Origin of the sequence: Streptococcus oralis, from assembly GCF_021497945.1 — a bacterium.
GTDB classification, from domain to species: domain Bacteria; phylum Bacillota; class Bacilli; order Lactobacillales; family Streptococcaceae; genus Streptococcus; species Streptococcus oralis_BR.
Map to the genome: position 1 here is coordinate 821,448 of NZ_CP046524.1, position 16,383 is coordinate 837,830.

The following is a 16,383-nucleotide window of genomic DNA, read 5'->3' on the forward strand; positions in this document are numbered from 1 at the left end:
TACCATGAAATGGTATAGAAAGGCTGAGAATATCTTGTGAAATTGTGACAGCTGAATGGGAAAAACTTTGCAAAATCCCTAGAAAACCTGTAAAATAGTAAAGATGAACGAATAGGAGGTTCCTTGTGTCAAAAAAGGAAATCAATATTAACAATTATAATGACGACGCCATTCAGGTGCTAGAAGGGTTGGATGCGGTCCGTAAACGTCCAGGGATGTATATCGGATCGACTGACGGTGCGGGTCTCCATCACCTAGTCTGGGAAATCGTGGATAATGCGGTCGATGAAGCCCTATCTGGATTTGGTGATCGCATTGATGTGACCATCAATAAGGACGGGAGTTTGACGGTTCAAGACCACGGTCGTGGGATGCCGACTGGGATGCACGCTATGGGAATTCCAACTGTTGAAGTAATCTTTACTATTCTCCACGCTGGAGGGAAATTCGGTCAAGGGGGTTATAAGACATCAGGTGGTCTCCACGGGGTTGGTTCTTCAGTCGTTAATGCCCTATCAAGTTGGCTGGAAGTTGAAATCACCCGCGATGGTACAGTCTACAAGCAACGTTTTGAAAATGGTGGGAAACCCGTCACAACCTTGAAGAAAATTGGTACAGCAGCTAAGTCTAAGACAGGTACCAAGGTGACCTTCATGCCTGATGCTAGTATTTTTTCTACGACAGACTTTAAATACAATACCATTTCAGAACGCCTTAATGAGTCAGCCTTTCTCTTGAAAAATGTGACCTTGTCTTTGACAGATAAGCGAACAGATGAAGCAATCGAATTCCATTATGAGAACGGGGTACAAGACTTTGTTTCTTACCTCAATGAAGACAAGGAAACCTTGACACCAGTCCTTTACTTTGAAGGCGAAGACAATGGTTTCCAAGTGGAAGTTGCCCTCCAGTACAATGATGGATTTTCAGATAACATTCTCTCCTTTGTCAATAATGTCCGTACCAAAGATGGTGGAACGCACGAGACGGGGCTCAAGTCTGCCATTACTAAGGTTATGAATGACTATGCGCGTAAGACAGGTCTTCTCAAGGAAAAGGATAAAAACCTTGAAGGTTCAGACTATCGTGAGGGACTAGCGGCCGTTCTTTCTATCTTGGTTCCGGAAGAACACCTCCAGTTTGAAGGACAGACCAAGGACAAACTAGGCAGTCCACTGGCTCGCCCGATTGTGGATAGCATTGTTGCTGAAAAATTAACTTTCTTTCTTATGGAAAATGGGGAGCTGGCTTCCAATCTCATCCGCAAGGCTATCAAGGCTCGTGATGCTCGTGAAGCAGCCCGTAAGGCACGTGATGAGAGCCGAAATGGGAAGAAAAATAAGAAAGACAAGGGCCTGCTATCTGGTAAATTAACCCCAGCCCAGTCTAAGAATCCTGCAAAAAATGAACTCTATCTGGTCGAGGGGGACTCTGCCGGTGGTTCGGCCAAACAAGGTCGTGACCGTAAATTCCAAGCTATCCTACCTCTTCGTGGTAAGGTTATCAATACAGCCAAGGCCAAGATGGCAGATATCCTCAAAAATGAGGAAATCAACACTATGATTTATACCATCGGCGCGGGTGTGGGAGCAGACTTCTCTATTGAAGATGCCAACTATGACAAGATCATTATCATGACCGATGCGGATACCGATGGTGCCCATATCCAGACCTTGCTCTTGACATTTTTCTACCGTTATATGCGTCCCCTAGTTGAGGCAGGCCATGTCTATATAGCCCTTCCGCCTCTTTACAAGATGTCCAAAGGCAAAGGCAAGAAAGAAGAAGTGGCCTACGCTTGGACGGACGGAGAGCTGGAAGAACTCCGCAAGCAGTTTGGCAAAGGCGCAATCCTCCAACGCTACAAGGGACTCGGTGAGATGAATGCGGACCAACTCTGGGAAACAACCATGAATCCAGAAACGCGTACCCTCATTCGTGTCACAATCGAAGATCTAGCACGCGCTGAACGCCGTGTCAATGTCCTCATGGGAGATAAGGTCGAACCACGCCGTAAATGGATTGAGGATAATGTCAAGTTTACCTTGGAGGAGAGTACTGTTTTCTGATGGTTAGAAAAAATTATTTTGAAATCTTAGATGGTATGAATTTTAACCCGAGCACGGAATTTGATAATCTCTATATTTTGTTATCGAATAGATTGTTAGAGGAACTAAATCATAAATTTCTTAATTATCAAAATCGCAGAACTTTTATAGATTTTGATGAGTTCTTAAAGTTTTGCTTATCTCAAGCGGATAATGAATTAGAAAAACTTTTTATTTTTGCTGAGCTTTTAAATGATATGTTGTCGATTATAAACCCGAATCATCCCTTATTAAGGGATGATGTGTATGCTGTTAGAGAAAATATCAACAGAGTTCTAGATTTATCGAATCATGAGTTTCTTACTTTAGAAAGTGGTCGTCAAATCATCGTTGAAAAGAATGTTTATGCCTCAGAAGTTTCTCAGATTGTATCTGAAACGAGTATTCAAGATGCGATAAAGGTTTTAGAATATAATCATTTTGCAAATAAAGGAGATGTTCAGCGTAAGAAAGAAATACTTATTGCTTTAGCGAACTACCTTGAACCGTTTAGGAGAGAATTAAATAATTCTGAAGAATTAAAAGATATTTTGAAAGTTAACAATCAAAAGGTTATCGCGTTTGAAAAACTTTTTGAAATGTATAATAATTTTGGTTTAAGGCACAATAATTCAAATCAATATCATCTTGATTTGGCTGATGATGAACTGGAACAATGGTACGATGACATCTATACTTCGACTTTATTTGTTATTTTAAGCATGGATGAATCTAGAATTTTGTCGAAATTAAAAACTTTGAGAGAAGGATAGCTAAATCTGTTATAATTGATTAACTAATTTAACTTGAGAAATAGTACGCTAATAGACAGTAATATCAAATAAAGAACAGGTGTTAACATGAGAACTGAACCCGAAATGCTTGATTTAATTTTACAAACCGCAAAAACTCTAAAAGTCGATGCTGTCGCTATGTCTGGTTCACGAACGGATACAAAAACTCCAAAAGATGAGTTTCAGGATTACGATGTGGTCTATATCGTGGACGACTTAGATATTCTGACGAGCGACCTTTCTTGGTTGGACCAGTTTGGCAAACGTCTGATTGAACAGTATAATGTACTGGGAAACCGTCGTCTTTATCTCCTGCTCTTTGAAGATGGCAATCGGATTGATTTGACCCTCTGTCCTACGGAGTATATTCAAGAGTGGGTGGATAGTGAAGCAGGGTTCACCGTTTTAGAAGATCCTAAGGGTTTGTTTGAACCTTATCTACCGAGTCCTCAACGCTTTTGGACGAGCCCAGCTAGTGCAATAGAGTTTGACAAAGCCTGCAATGAATTTTGGTGGGTGTCAGCCTACGTGGTTAAAGGGATTTGTCGCAAGCAAGTCATCTATGCCACCGACCATCTCTACGGTATTTGTCAACAAGAACTCTTGAAGGTCTTGGCTTGGCAGGTTGCAAGTGATTGGGGAACAGTCGATATCGGCAAGAACTACAAGTATCTTTTCCAGTATTTACCTACAGAGAAAGAGAAGGAATTCTCAGCTCTGCTTGATTTTTCAAGTGTAGAGAAACTTACTCAGTCCTTGTTTGCTACGATGCAACTTTTCCAAAGAGAAGCTCAAATCCTTGCTCAAAAGATGGGCTTTGCCTACGATAAGGAAGTGGCTGAGAAGATGACGAGATATGCTGAGGAGAGATTGAGCTAGTATGCTAGATTATGTATTTGCTTTATTTTTCATGGGATTCCCAGGAGTCCAAATTTTAGTATTGGTATCTTCTTTATTTCTAGCTATTAATAGAAATAAGTTAAATAAAAGAGTGTATGGATTATTTTTCCCGATCATTATAACGATGTGTAATATTTGGCTTATTTCAATCGATCGCACAGAGCTTTTTGATGATGCTTTAAGATTTTCGTTCTTTCTAATTTCTTTTTGTTTCCCTATGCTTATTTCTTCCACGATCTATCACTCCATACGCTTATATTATTTATACAAATCAATCAAGTGGAGAGTCTTCCCTATCAGTATCTGTTATTTATTCGGTTTAATTTTTCATTATTTTAATACAATGCATTGGGAGGAGCTATTTCGAGGGCAAAAGTTTGTATTTGATATCTTGCTGATATCAACTGCTATAATTTCTTATTTTCCTTGTCTATATTTGTCCATTCTTCAAAGAAGAAAGAACAACCCATAGGGAATAGTTGCATTTTCTTAATCTAAATAAATGACTTAAATAGTATCTAAAGATATTTTTCTCAATACCGATTTTAATGTAAAAACCTACTCTACATTCTTTGAAAGGAGTTGAACACGCCCTAAATGCTGTGTGAAAAAGATAAATTCTCTTGAGATCGTAGCTCCCTGAATGAATTTCCTATTTTCACTTTGCATTTTACGGGCTTTGTATCCTATATGAGTAACATTCAAAACATGTCCCTTGAGGACATCATGGGAGAGCGATTTGGTCGCTACTCCAAGTACATTATTCAAGACCGGGCTTTGCCAGATATTCGTGATGGTTTGAAGCCGGTTCAGCGTCGCATTCTTTATTCGATGAATAAGGATGGCAATACCTTTGACAAGAGTTACCGTAAGTCTGCCAAGTCTGTCGGGAACATCATGGGGAATTTCCACCCACACGGTGACAGTTCTATCTATGATGCCATGGTTCGTATGTCACAGGACTGGAAAAATCGTGAGATTCTAGTTGAAATGCACGGTAATAACGGTTCTATGGACGGTGATCCGCCTGCCGCAATGCGTTATACCGAGGCGCGTTTGTCTGAGATTGCTGGTTACCTTCTTCAAGATATCGAGAAAAAGACCGTTCCTTTTGCCTGGAACTTTGACGATACCGAGAAAGAGCCAACTGTTCTCCCAGCAGCCTTTCCAAACCTTTTGGTCAATGGTTCGACTGGGATTTCGGCTGGGTATGCTACAGATATTCCACCACATAATTTGGCTGAAGTTATCGATGCGACAGTTTACATGATTGATCATCCAACTGCCAAGGTTGAGAAGTTGATGGAATTTTTGCCTGGACCAGATTTCCCTACGGGAGCCATCATCCAAGGCCGTGACGAAATCAAAAAGGCTTACGAAACTGGGAAAGGGCGCGTGGTTGTTCGTTCTAAGACTGAGATTGAAAAGCTTAAAGGTGGTAAGGAACAAATCGTTATCACTGAGATTCCTTATGAAATCAATAAAGCCAATCTAGTCAAGAAAATCGATGATGTTCGTGTCAATAACAAGGTAGCAGGGATTGCTGAGGTTCGTGATGAGTCTGACCGTGATGGTCTTCGTATCGCTATCGAACTCAAGAAAGACGCTAATACCGAGCTGGTTCTCAACTATCTCTTTAAATATACTGACCTGCAAATCAACTACAACTTTAATATGGTGGCGATTGACAATTTCACGCCTCGTCAGGTGGGGATTGTGCCAATCTTGTCTAGCTATATCGCCCACCGTCGTGAAGTGATTTTGGCGCGTTCCCGCTTTGACAAGGAAAAGGCTGAGCAACGTCTCCATATCGTCGAAGGTTTGATTCGTGTCATCTCTATATTGGATGAAGTCATTGCTCTTATCCGTGCTTCTGAGAATAAGGCTGATGCCAAGGAAAACCTCAAGGTCAGCTATGAGTTTACAGAAGAGCAGGCTGAGGCTATCGTAACCCTGCAACTTTACCGTTTGACCAATACCGATGTGGTTGTCTTGCAGGAAGAAGAAGCAGAACTTTGTGAGAAAATTGCCATGCTGGCGGCGATTATCGGAGATGAACGGACTATGTACAATCTCATGAAGAAAGAGCTTCGTGAGGTCAAGAAGAAATTTGCGACTCCTCGTTTGAGTAGCTTAGAAGATACTGCGAAAGCAATCGAGATCGATACAGCTAGTCTTATCGCTGAGGAAGATGCCTATGTCAGCGTGACCAAAGCTGGTTACATCAAGCGTACCAGCCCACGTTCCTTCGCAGCTTCCACTCTGGAAGAAATTGGCAAACGTGATGATGATCGTTTGATTTTTGTACAATCTGCCAAGACAACCCAGCACCTCTTGATGTTCACAACTTTTGGAAATGTTATTTACCGACCAATCCATGAGTTGGCGGATATTCGCTGGAAGGATATCGGAGAGCATCTGAGCCAGACTATTACAAACTTCGAAACTAACGAAGAAATCCTTTATGCAGAAGTCGTGGATCAGTTTGATGAGGCCACAACCTACTTTGCTGCAACTCGTCTTGGTCAAATCAAACGCGTAGAACGTAAAGAATTCTCTCCATGGCGGACCTACAAGTCTAAGTCTGTCAAGTATGCTAAGCTCAAAGACGAGACAGACCAGATTGTAGCAGTAGCCCCGATTAAACTGGATGATGTTCTCTTGATTAGTCAGAATGGCTATGCGCTCCGTTTCAATATCGAAGAGGTTCCGGTTGTCGGAGCCAAGGCTGCGGGTGTCAAGGCCATGAACCTGAAAGCAGATGATGCGCTTCAGGCAGCCTTTATCTGTAACACCTCATCCTTCTACCTCTTGACCCAACGTGGAAGTTTGAAACGTGTTTCTATTGACGAAATTCCAGCAACCAGTCGTGCTAAACGAGGACTACAAGTCTTGCGTGAGTTAAAAAACAAACCGCATCGTGTCTTCTTGGCAGGAGCAGTTGCAGAGCAAGGATTTGTAGGTGATCTCTTCAGTACAGAAGTGGACGGGAACGACCAAACATTACTTGTCCAATCTAACAAGGGAACAATCTATGAGAGTCGATTGCAAGATTTGAACTTGTCAGAACGCACTAGCAATGGAAGCTTTATATCAGACACCATTTCAGATGAAGAAGTTTTCGATGCTTACCTCAAAGAAGTCTTTAAAGAAAGTAAAGAAAATCCATAAAAAGAATCAGTCCAGAGGGCTGATTTCTTTTTGTCGAGAAAATTTTCAGAAAATTACAAATAATACTTGAAATTTTACTAGAAAAGTGTAGAATAGAACACATAGTTTGAATAGTATAAAGGAGAAACACATGACAGTTGCAATTGATTGGGAAAACCTTGGATTTTCTTATATGAAATTACCTTATCGCTATATCGCTCATTACAAAAATGGTCAATGGGATCAAGGAGAGTTGACAGAGGATGCGACCTTGCATATTTCAGAGTCTTCTCCAAGTCTCCACTATGGGCAGCAAGCATTTGAGGGCTTGAAAGCCTATCGTACGAAGGATGGCAGTATCCAACTCTTTCGTCCAGATGAAAATGCCAAGCGTCTGCAACGTACTTGTGACCGTCTCTTGATACCACAAGTTCCGACAGAAATGTTTGTAGAAGCTTGTAAAGCGGTTGTTCGTGCCAATGAAGATTATGTACCACCGTACGGAACGGGTGGAACCCTCTATCTCCGTCCGCTTTTGATTGGTGTTGGAGATATTATCGGGGTAAAACCGGCAGAAGAGTATATTTTCACAATCTTTGCCATGCCAGTTGGCAACTACTTCAAAGGTGGTTTAGTCCCAACTAACTTCTTGATTCAAGATGAATACGACCGTGCAGCGCCAAACGGTACAGGTGCAGCTAAGGTTGGAGGAAACTATGCTGCTAGTCTCTTGCCAGGAAAAATGGCTAAGTCACGTCATTTCTCAGATGTTATCTATCTAGACCCTTCAACACATACAAAGATTGAAGAAGTCGGTTCAGCTAACTTCTTTGGAATTACAGCCGATAATGAATTTGTTACACCTTTAAGCCCCTCTATCTTGCCATCTATTACCAAGTACTCTTTGCTTTATTTGGCAGAACACCGCTTGGGCTTGACTCCGATTGAAGGCGATGTCCCAATTGATAATTTGGATCGTTTTGTAGAGGCAGGAGCTTGTGGTACAGCAGCGGTTATTTCTCCAATTGGAGGCATCCAACATGGCGATGATTTCCATGTTTTCTATAGTGAAACAGAAGTAGGTCCTGTGACACGTAAACTTTATGATGAATTGACTGGTATCCAATTTGGTGATGTAGAAGCGCCTGAAGGATGGATTGTCAAAGTGGACTAAAAGACACGAAGTAAAGAAGAACTCCATAGCAGTTGTAAGGACTGAAATGGAGTTTTTTCTTGCTAGTTTGAGCATTTTCTTGTACAATAGAAAAAGTGAAAAGAGGTACAGTATGAGTAAAAAAGATAAGAAAATTGAAATTCAATTAACGGATGCAAAAGTGACTGTTGGAAAAGACAGCTATGAAGGATACGTTTTGACGATCGGGAAAAAGGTTATTGGGCAAATTGCCGAATTAGATAGCCAATTTGCCATCATAAAGAATGGAAATGTCGATAGTTTTTATAAAAAACTTGAAAAAGCTGTGGAAATTTTGATTGAAAACTATAATTTGACAAAATAATACTTGTTTTATTGAAAATTTCATGATATAATAGTTCTCGATAAACATTGGAGAGATAGCGAAGAGGCTAAACGCGGCGGACTGTAAATCCGCTCCTTCGGGTTCGGGGGTTCGAATCCCTCTCTCTCCATTCATCAATGGGGTATAGCCAAGCGGTAAGGCAAGGGACTTTGACTCCCTCATGCGTTGGTTCGAATCCAGCTACCCCAGTTCTTAGGTAATAAATTCAAGATAAAAAGAAAAATATCTTAGGGTATTTTATTTTTATAATTGAAAGACGTGAACGATATGAACATGTCTTTGCGGGTGCTTAGGAAAAAAATTATAAGTATGTCAAGTTTGGAAAAACTTGATTGTTGGAGGATTTTTTAGATGAACGAATTTGAAGATTTGCTAAATAGCGTTAGCCAAGTTGAGCCTGGTGATGTTGTTAGTGCTGAAGTATTGACAGTTGATGCGACTCAAGCTAACGTTGCAATCTCTGGGACTGGTGTTGAAGGTGTCTTGACTCTTCGCGAATTGACAAACGATCGCGATGCAGATATCAATGACTTTGTGAAAGTAGGAGAAGTATTGGATGTTCTTGTACTTCGTCAAGTAGTTGGTAAAGATACTGATACAGTTACATACCTTGTATCTAAAAAACGCCTTGAAGCTCGCAAAGCATGGGACAAACTTGTTGGACGCGAAGAAGAAGTTGTTACTGTTAAAGGAACTCGTGCCGTTAAAGGTGGACTTTCAGTAGAATTTGAAGGTGTTCGTGGATTCATCCCAGCTTCAATGTTGGATACTCGTTTCGTACGTAACACTGAGCGTTTCGTAGGTCAAGAATTTGATGCTAAAATCAAGGAAGTTGATCCTAAAGAAAACCGTTTCATTCTTTCACGTCGTGAAGTTGTTGAGGCAGCTACTGCAGCAGCTCGTGCTGAAGTATTCGGTAAATTGGCTGTTGGTGATGTTGTAACTGGTAAAGTTGCTCGTATCACTAGCTTCGGTGCTTTTATCGATCTCGGTGGTGTTGACGGATTGGTTCACTTGACTGAATTGTCACACGAACGTAACGTATCACCTAAATCAGTTGTAACTGTTGGTGAAGAAATCGAAGTTAAAGTCCTTGATCTTAATGAAGAAGAAGGACGCGTATCCCTTTCACTTAAAGCAACAACACCTGGACCATGGGATGGCGTTGAGCAAAAATTGGCTAAAGGTGATGTGGTAGAAGGAACAGTTAAACGTTTGACTGACTTCGGTGCATTTGTTGAAGTATTGCCAGGTATCGATGGACTTGTTCACGTATCACAAATTTCACACAAACGTATCGAAAATCCAAAAGAAGCTCTTACTGTTGGTCAAGAAGTTACTGTTAAAGTCCTTGATGTTAACGCTGACGCAGAACGTGTATCACTTTCTATCAAAGCTCTTGAAGAACGTCCAGCTCAAGAAGAAGGACAAAAAGAAGAAAAACGTGCTGCTCGTCCACGTCGTCCAAAACGTCAAGAAAAACGTGATTTCGAACTTCCAGAAACACAAACAGGATTCTCAATGGCTGACTTGTTCGGTGATATCGAACTTTAATCAAATTGATAATCACAAAATCCTTTGTTTAAAACAAGGGATTTTTCTTTTGTCTCTTTCCCATTTTTGATATAATAGTTCTATGTTAGATTCAGAAAAACAATCACAATATCAATTGTTAAATGAGGAACTCTCTTATTTACTTGAAGGTGAGAGCAATGTTCTTGCCAATCTTTCTAATGCTAGTGCCCTCCTAAAATCTCGCTTTCCAAATACTGTATTTGCAGGGTTTTATCTGTTTGATGGTAGCGAGTTGGTTTTAGGGCCTTTTCAGGGTGGTGTTTCTTGTATTCGCATTCCGCTTGGAAAAGGCGTATGTGGAGAAGCTGCTGAGTTTCAAGAGACTGTTTTAGTTGGCGATGTGAGCACCTATCCAAACTACATTTCTTGTGATAGTATGGCCAAGAGTGAAATCGTAGTTCCCATGCTCAAGAATGGTCGATTGCTGGGTGTCTTAGACCTGGATTCTTCACTTATTGATGATTACAATGCTATTGATCGTGATTACTTGGAACAATTTGTCGCTATTTTGCTTGAGACGACAGAATGGGACTTTACAATGTTTGAGGAGAAAGCCTAATGTATCAAGCACTTTATCGAAAATATAGAAGCCAGACTTTTTCACAACTGGTAGGACAAGAGGTTGTTGCTAAAACCCTAAAACAAGCGGTTGAGCAGGAAAAGATTAGTCACGCTTATCTTTTCTCGGGCCCTCGTGGAACTGGGAAAACTAGTGTTGCAAAGATTTTTGCCAAGGCAATGAACTGTCCGAACCAAGTGGACGGGGAACCATGTAATAACTGTTATATCTGTCAGGCAGTGACAGAAGGGAGCCTAGAAGATGTTATTGAAATGGATGCGGCTTCAAATAATGGAGTTGATGAAATCCGTGAAATTCGTGACAAATCTACCTATGCACCTAGCTTAGCACGTTACAAGGTTTACATTATCGACGAGGTTCATATGCTGTCTACAGGAGCCTTTAATGCGCTTTTGAAAACTCTAGAAGAGCCAACCCAGAATGTTGTCTTTATCTTGGCAACTACTGAATTGCACAAGATTCCAGCAACCATTTTATCACGTGTTCAACGTTTTGAGTTTAAATCCATTAAAACGCAAGATATTAAAGAGCATATCCAAACAATTTTGCAAAAAGAGAATATCAGTTCTGAACCAGAGGCTGTAGAAATAATTGCTAGAAGGGCTGAAGGTGGGATGCGGGATGCCTTGTCTATTCTGGATCAAGCCTTGAGTTTAACACAGGGAAACGAGCTCACGACTGCTATCTCTGAGGAGATTACAGGCACCATTAGTTTATCAGCACTAGATGACTATGTAGCTGCCTTGTCTCAGCAGGATGTTCCAAAAGCGCTTGATTCTCTGAATCTTTTATTTGAGAATGGCAAGAGCATGACTCGTTTTGTGACGGATCTCTTGCAGTATTTGCGTGATCTACTGGTTGTCCAGACAGGTGGCGAAAATACTCATCATAGTCTAGTTTTTATGGACAATCTAGCTCTGTCTCAGGAAAGACTCTTTGAAATGATTCGTCTAGCGACAGTAAGCTTGGCAGATATGAAGGCCAGTTTGCAACCTAAGATTTACGCTGAGATGATGACCATTCGTTTAGCTGAAATCAAGCCTGAATCTTCGCTTTCAGGAGCTGTTGAAAGTGAAATTTCTGCACTGAGACATGAAGTCGCCCGTCTCAAGCAAGAACTTGCCAATGTGGGCACAGCTCCTAAACAAGTTGCGCCAGTTCTTAGTCGTCCAGCCACTTCCAAGACAGTCTATCGAGTAGATCGTAATAAAGTTCAGTCTATCCTGCAAGAAGCTGTCGAAAATCCTGATTTAGCGCGACAAAACTTGATTCGCCTCCAGAATGCCTGGGGAGAAGTGATTGAAAGTTTAGCTGGACCTGATAAGGCTCTTCTCGTTGGTTCACAGCCTGTTGCTGCTAATGAACACCATGCCATTCTGGCATTTGACTCCAATTTTAATGCTGGTCAAACCATGAAACGTGATAATCTCAACACCATGTTTGGTAATATCCTCAGTCAGGCAGCAGGCTTTTCACCTGAAATCCTTGCTATTTCTATGGAAGAGTGGAAAGAGGTCCGTGCAGCATTTTCTGCTAAGGCTAAGTCCTCCCAGCCTGAAAAAGAAAGACAGATAGAGGAGAGTGTTATCCCAGAGGGGTTTGAATTTCTAGTTGACAAAGTGAGGATAGAGGAAGACTAAAGAAGGATTTCATGATACAATAATCATATGAATAGACAACAATTTATCATAATAGCATTATTTACGGCTGCTGAGACTTATTTTTTCAATGAATCTTTGATGACTGGTCGCTATGTTATGGCAGCTTTTTGGGCGATTCTACTCTTTCGAAATTTTAGGTTAAGTTACGTGATGGGAAAAATCGTAGACGCTATTGATCAACACTTAAACCGCAAGGATTAGCCCCCAGCTTCTAGACAAAATCAAAGCCTTTTAGGCTTTTTTTTGTTATACTAGTAGAGTATATTTATGGACCTTTTGTCCTATTTTTTAGGGATTGTAAGCAATTTCCTAAAGTATTGAGCAAAATGTTTGAAAAAGAAAGGAATTATCATGTCAGTATTAGAGATCAAAGATCTTCACGTTGAGATTGAAGGAAAAGAAATTTTGAAAGGAGTCAATCTGACTCTGAAAACAGGAGAAATCGCAGCTATCATGGGACCAAATGGTACTGGTAAATCGACTCTTTCTGCAGCTATCATGGGGAACCCTAACTATGAAGTTACCAAAGGTGAGGTCTTGTTTGATGGTGTAAATATCCTTGAGTTGGAAGTGGACGAGCGTGCGCGTATGGGACTTTTCCTTGCTATGCAATACCCATCTGAAATTCCAGGAATTACCAACGCTGAGTTTCTTCGTGCAGCCATGAATGCTGGTAAAGAAGACGATGAAAAGATTTCAGTTCGTGAGTTCATCACTAAACTAGACGAGAAAATGGAATTGCTCAATATGAAAGAAGAAATGGCAGAGCGTTACCTTAACGAAGGATTCTCAGGTGGTGAGAAAAAACGCAATGAAATTCTTCAACTCTTGATGTTGGAACCAAGATTTGCCCTTCTTGATGAAATTGACTCTGGTCTTGATATTGACGCGCTTAAAGTTGTTTCTAAAGGTGTGAATGCCATGCGTGGTGAAGGCTTTGGTGCTATGATTATCACTCACTACCAACGTCTTTTGAACTACATCACACCAGACGTGGTACACGTGATGATGGAAGGTCGTGTTGTCCTTTCTGGTGGTCCAGAATTGGCTGCGCGTTTGGAACGTGAAGGATACGCAAAACTGGCTGAAGAACTTGGCTACGACTACAAGGAAGAATTGTAATTCCCTCGTATCTTTTAGGAGAAGTAAATGACTAAAGAAACTATAAAACTTTTTTCAGAAATGCACGCTGAACCAAGCTGGTTGTCCGACCTCCGCCAAAAAGCTTTTGATAAGATTGGGAGTTTGGAATTACCAGTTATCGAGCGTGTGAAATTTCACCGTTGGAATCTGGGAGATGGTACGATTACAGAAAGCGAACCATCGGCAAATATTCCTGACTTCACAGCTCTAGACAATCACTTGAAATTGGTTCAAGTAGGCACCCAAACTGTTTTTGAACAAATTCCAGTTGAGTTAGCTGAACAGGGTGTTGTTTTCACAGACTTTCACTCAGCTTTAGAAGAAATTCCAGAACTGATCGAAGAATTCTTCATGTCATCTGTTAAGTATGACGATGACAAGTTGGCAGCCTACCATACAGCTTATTTCAATAGTGGTGCTGTTCTCTACATTCCTGATAATGTTGAGATTGCTGAACCAATCGAAGGGATTTTCTACCAAGACAGCGATAGCGATGTGCCATTTAACAAGCATATCCTTATCATTGCTGGTAAGAACAGTAAGATTAGTTATCTTGAACGTTTAGAGTCGCGTGGTGGAGGTAGTGCAAAAGCAACTGCCAATATCACAGTTGAAGTGATTGCTCGTTCAGGTGCGCAAGTGAAATTTGCAGCTATTGACCGTCTAGGTGAAAATGTTACTGCCTACATTAGCCGTCGTGGGAAGTTGGGCAACGATGCCAGCATTGACTGGGCAATTGGTGTCATGAACGAAGGAAACGTCGTTGCGGACTTTGATAGCGACTTGATTGGGAATGGTAGCCATGCTGACCTTAAGGTTGTTGCCTTATCAAGTGGCCGTCAGGTGCAAGGGATTGATACCCGTGTAACCAACTATGGTTGCAACTCTATCGGAAATATCCTTCAACATGGGGTTATCCTTGAAAAAGCAACCTTGACATTCAACGGTATCGGTCACATCATCAAGGGTGCTAAGGGAGCAGATGCTCAACAAGAAAGCCGTGTTCTTATGCTTTCAGACCAAGCGCGTTCAGATGCCAACCCAATTCTTTTGATTGATGAAAATGACGTAACTGCAGGTCACGCGGCTTCTATCGGGCAGGTGGATCCAGAAGATATGTACTACCTCATGAGCCGTGGTTTGGATAAGGCGACAGCTGAGCGTTTGGTTGTCCGTGGTTTCCTTGGTTCCGTAATTGTTGAGATTCCAGTCAAAGAAGTTCGTGATGAAATGATTGCAACTATCGAAGAAAAATTGTCAAAACGCTAAGGGGAAGCCTATGTTAGATGTAGAAGCGATTCGCAAGGATTTTCCAATTTTAGACCAGATTGTCAACGATGAACCTCTGGTCTATCTGGACAATGCTGCGACGACACAAAAACCACTAGCAGTTCTGGAAACAATCAACCGCTACTATGAGCAGGACAATGCCAATGTTCACCGTGGTGTCCATACCTTGGCGGAGCGGGCGACAGCTTCCTATGAGGCGGCTCGTGAAACCATTCGTAAGTTTATCAATGCAGGCTCTACAAAGGAAGTTCTCTTTACCAGAGGAACGACAACCAGCCTTAACTGGGTGGCACGCTTTGCTGAGGAAATCCTGACTGAGGGAGACCAGGTCTTGATTTCAGTAATGGAACACCATTCCAATATCATTCCTTGGCAGGAAGCTTGTCGCAAGACTGGGGCAGAGCTTGTCTATGTTTATCTCAAGGACGGAGCTCTGGATATGGATGACTTGCGCGCTAAATTGACGGACAAGGTCAAGTTTGTTTCGCTAGCTCATGCCTCTAATGTCCTTGGTGTGGTTAATCCTATCAAAGAAATCACTCAATTAGCCCACCAAGTTGGAGCTATTATGGTGGTGGATGGTGCTCAGTCTACGCCCCATATGAAGATTGATGTCCAGGACTTGGATGTGGACTTCTTTGCTTTTTCAGGTCACAAGATGGCTGGACCAACTGGTATTGGTGTTCTTTACGGTAAAGAAAAGTATCTGGAACAAATGTCACCAGTTGAGTTTGGTGGCGAGATGATTGATTTCGTCTATGAGCAATCTGCTAGTTGGAAGGAATTGCCTTGGAAATTTGAGGCTGGAACGCCAAATATGGCAGGAGCTATCGGGCTTGCTGCTGCAGTGGATTATCTGGAAAAGATTGGTATGGATGCCATTGAAGCTCATGAACAGGAATTAATCTCATACGTATTTCCAAAACTGCAGGCCATTGAAGGATTGACTATCTACGGTTCACAGAACTTGGCTCAACGTTCAGGTGTCATTGCTTTTAACTTAGGGGATCTTCATCCTCACGATCTTGCGACGGCTCTGGATTATGAAGGAGTAGCTGTTCGTGCTGGTCACCACTGTGCACAACCCTTGCTTCAGTATTTGGATGTCCCAGCAACAGCTCGCGCAAGTTTTTATATCTACAATACCAAGGCAGATTGCGACAAGCTAGTCGATGCCTTACAAAAGACAAAGGAGTTTTTCAATGGCACTTTCTAAACTTGATAGCCTCTATATGGCAGTGGTAGCGGACCATTCGAAAAATCCTCACCATCAAGGGAAGTTAGAAGATGCTGAACAAATCAGTCTCAACAATCCTACCTGTGGTGATGTCATCAACCTCTCTGTCAAGTTTAACGAGGAAGATCGCTTGGAAGATATCGCTTTTCTAAACTCTGGTTGTACCATCTCAACTGCCTCTGCAAGCATGATGACAGATGCTGTTTTGGGCAAGACCAAACAAGAAATTTTAGAACTTGCGACTATTTTTTCTGAAATGGTTCAAGGGCAAAAAGATGAGCGTCAAGACCAACTTGGAGACGCGTCCTTCTTATCAGGTGTTGCCAAATTCCCTCAAAGAATAAAGTGTGCAACTCTAGCTTGGAACGCTCTTAAGAAGACAATTGAAAATCAAGAAGATAAATAAGAAACACAGAAATATATAATGA

General features: G+C 41.5%; 15 protein-coding genes and 2 tRNA genes. 16 read left to right on the plus strand and 1 reads right to left on the minus strand.

Annotated features, from left to right (window positions below):
- The first annotated feature begins 125 nt into the window (after window positions 1-125).
- From parE to GOM47_RS04270, 3 genes are all read left to right on the plus strand, one after another.
- A complete protein-coding gene (parE, locus tag GOM47_RS04260; protein WP_235081155.1) occupies window positions 126-2,069 on the plus strand; it encodes a DNA topoisomerase IV subunit B in 1,944 nt (647 codons plus the stop codon).
- On the plus strand, window positions 2,069-2,860 hold the full coding sequence (locus tag GOM47_RS04265) for a hypothetical protein (RefSeq protein WP_235081156.1): 792 nt from the start codon (window positions 2,069-2,071) through the stop codon (window positions 2,858-2,860). The genes parE and GOM47_RS04265 overlap by 1 nt, the downstream gene beginning before the upstream one ends.
- Window positions 2,861-2,947: 87 nt before the next feature.
- Complete coding sequence (locus GOM47_RS04270) at window positions 2,948-3,760, plus strand: aminoglycoside 6-adenylyltransferase (protein WP_235081157.1); 813 nt, start codon at window positions 2,948-2,950, stop codon at window positions 3,758-3,760.
- A gap of 9 nt (window positions 3,761-3,769) precedes the next feature.
- On the opposite strand, the gene GOM47_RS04275 is transcribed toward GOM47_RS04270, so the two are convergent.
- Complete coding sequence (locus GOM47_RS04275; protein WP_235081158.1) at window positions 3,770-4,015, minus strand: hypothetical protein; 246 nt, start codon at window positions 4,013-4,015, stop codon at window positions 3,770-3,772.
- Between the two features lie 456 nt (window positions 4,016-4,471).
- Here GOM47_RS04275 and parC point away from each other — a divergent pair, with 456 nt between their 5' ends.
- From parC to sufU, 13 genes are all read left to right on the plus strand, one after another.
- Window positions 4,472-6,952: a DNA topoisomerase IV subunit A gene (gene parC, locus GOM47_RS04280; RefSeq protein ID WP_235081159.1), complete on the plus strand. Its 2,481-nt coding sequence runs from the start codon at window positions 4,472-4,474 to the stop codon at window positions 6,950-6,952.
- Between the two features lie 130 nt (window positions 6,953-7,082).
- Window positions 7,083-8,105 carry a branched-chain amino acid aminotransferase gene (locus GOM47_RS04285; RefSeq protein WP_235081160.1) on the plus strand — a complete coding sequence of 341 codons (1,023 nt, stop codon included), beginning with the start codon at window positions 7,083-7,085 and terminating at the stop codon, window positions 8,103-8,105.
- 112 nt (window positions 8,106-8,217) lie between these two features.
- Window positions 8,218-8,448, plus strand: a complete 231-nt coding sequence (locus tag GOM47_RS04290; protein WP_125422577.1) for a DUF2969 domain-containing protein — start codon at window positions 8,218-8,220, stop codon at window positions 8,446-8,448.
- Window positions 8,449-8,497: 49 nt separating this feature from the next.
- A tRNA-Tyr gene (locus GOM47_RS04295) sits at window positions 8,498-8,578 on the plus strand.
- Window positions 8,579-8,586: 8 nt separating this feature from the next.
- Window positions 8,587-8,658 (plus strand) — tRNA-Gln (locus tag GOM47_RS04300).
- Between the two features lie 162 nt (window positions 8,659-8,820).
- On the plus strand, window positions 8,821-10,023 hold the full coding sequence (rpsA, locus tag GOM47_RS04305; protein ID WP_235081161.1) for a 30S ribosomal protein S1: 1,203 nt from the start codon (window positions 8,821-8,823) through the stop codon (window positions 10,021-10,023).
- An 82-nt stretch (window positions 10,024-10,105) separates the two neighbouring features.
- Window positions 10,106-10,603, plus strand: a complete 498-nt coding sequence (locus GOM47_RS04310) for a GAF domain-containing protein (RefSeq protein ID WP_000887142.1) — start codon at window positions 10,106-10,108, stop codon at window positions 10,601-10,603.
- The gene (dnaX, locus tag GOM47_RS04315; protein ID WP_235081162.1) at window positions 10,603-12,264 is read left to right on the plus strand and encodes a DNA polymerase III subunit gamma/tau; all 1,662 of its coding nucleotides are present in this window, start codon (window positions 10,603-10,605) and stop codon (window positions 12,262-12,264) included. The genes GOM47_RS04310 and dnaX overlap by 1 nt, the downstream gene beginning before the upstream one ends.
- A 27-nt stretch (window positions 12,265-12,291) precedes the next feature.
- Window positions 12,292-12,486, plus strand: coding sequence for a DUF3272 family protein (locus tag GOM47_RS04320; RefSeq protein WP_001081605.1), 195 nt, complete (start codon window positions 12,292-12,294; stop codon window positions 12,484-12,486).
- Window positions 12,487-12,636: 150 nt separating this feature from the next.
- Window positions 12,637-13,407, plus strand: coding sequence for a Fe-S cluster assembly ATPase SufC (gene sufC, locus GOM47_RS04325; RefSeq protein ID WP_235081163.1), 771 nt, complete (start codon window positions 12,637-12,639; stop codon window positions 13,405-13,407).
- Between the two features lie 27 nt (window positions 13,408-13,434).
- The gene (gene sufD, locus GOM47_RS04330; protein WP_235081164.1) at window positions 13,435-14,697 is read left to right on the plus strand and encodes a Fe-S cluster assembly protein SufD; all 1,263 of its coding nucleotides are present in this window, start codon (window positions 13,435-13,437) and stop codon (window positions 14,695-14,697) included.
- Between the two features lie 10 nt (window positions 14,698-14,707).
- A complete protein-coding gene (locus tag GOM47_RS04335) occupies window positions 14,708-15,934 on the plus strand; it encodes a cysteine desulfurase (protein WP_235081165.1) in 1,227 nt (408 codons plus the stop codon).
- Entirely contained in the window at window positions 15,921-16,361 is a 441-nt protein-coding gene (sufU, locus tag GOM47_RS04340) for a Fe-S cluster assembly sulfur transfer protein SufU (protein ID WP_235081166.1), read from the plus strand. The genes GOM47_RS04335 and sufU overlap by 14 nt, the downstream gene beginning before the upstream one ends.
- The last annotated feature ends 22 nt before the right edge of the window (window positions 16,362-16,383 follow it).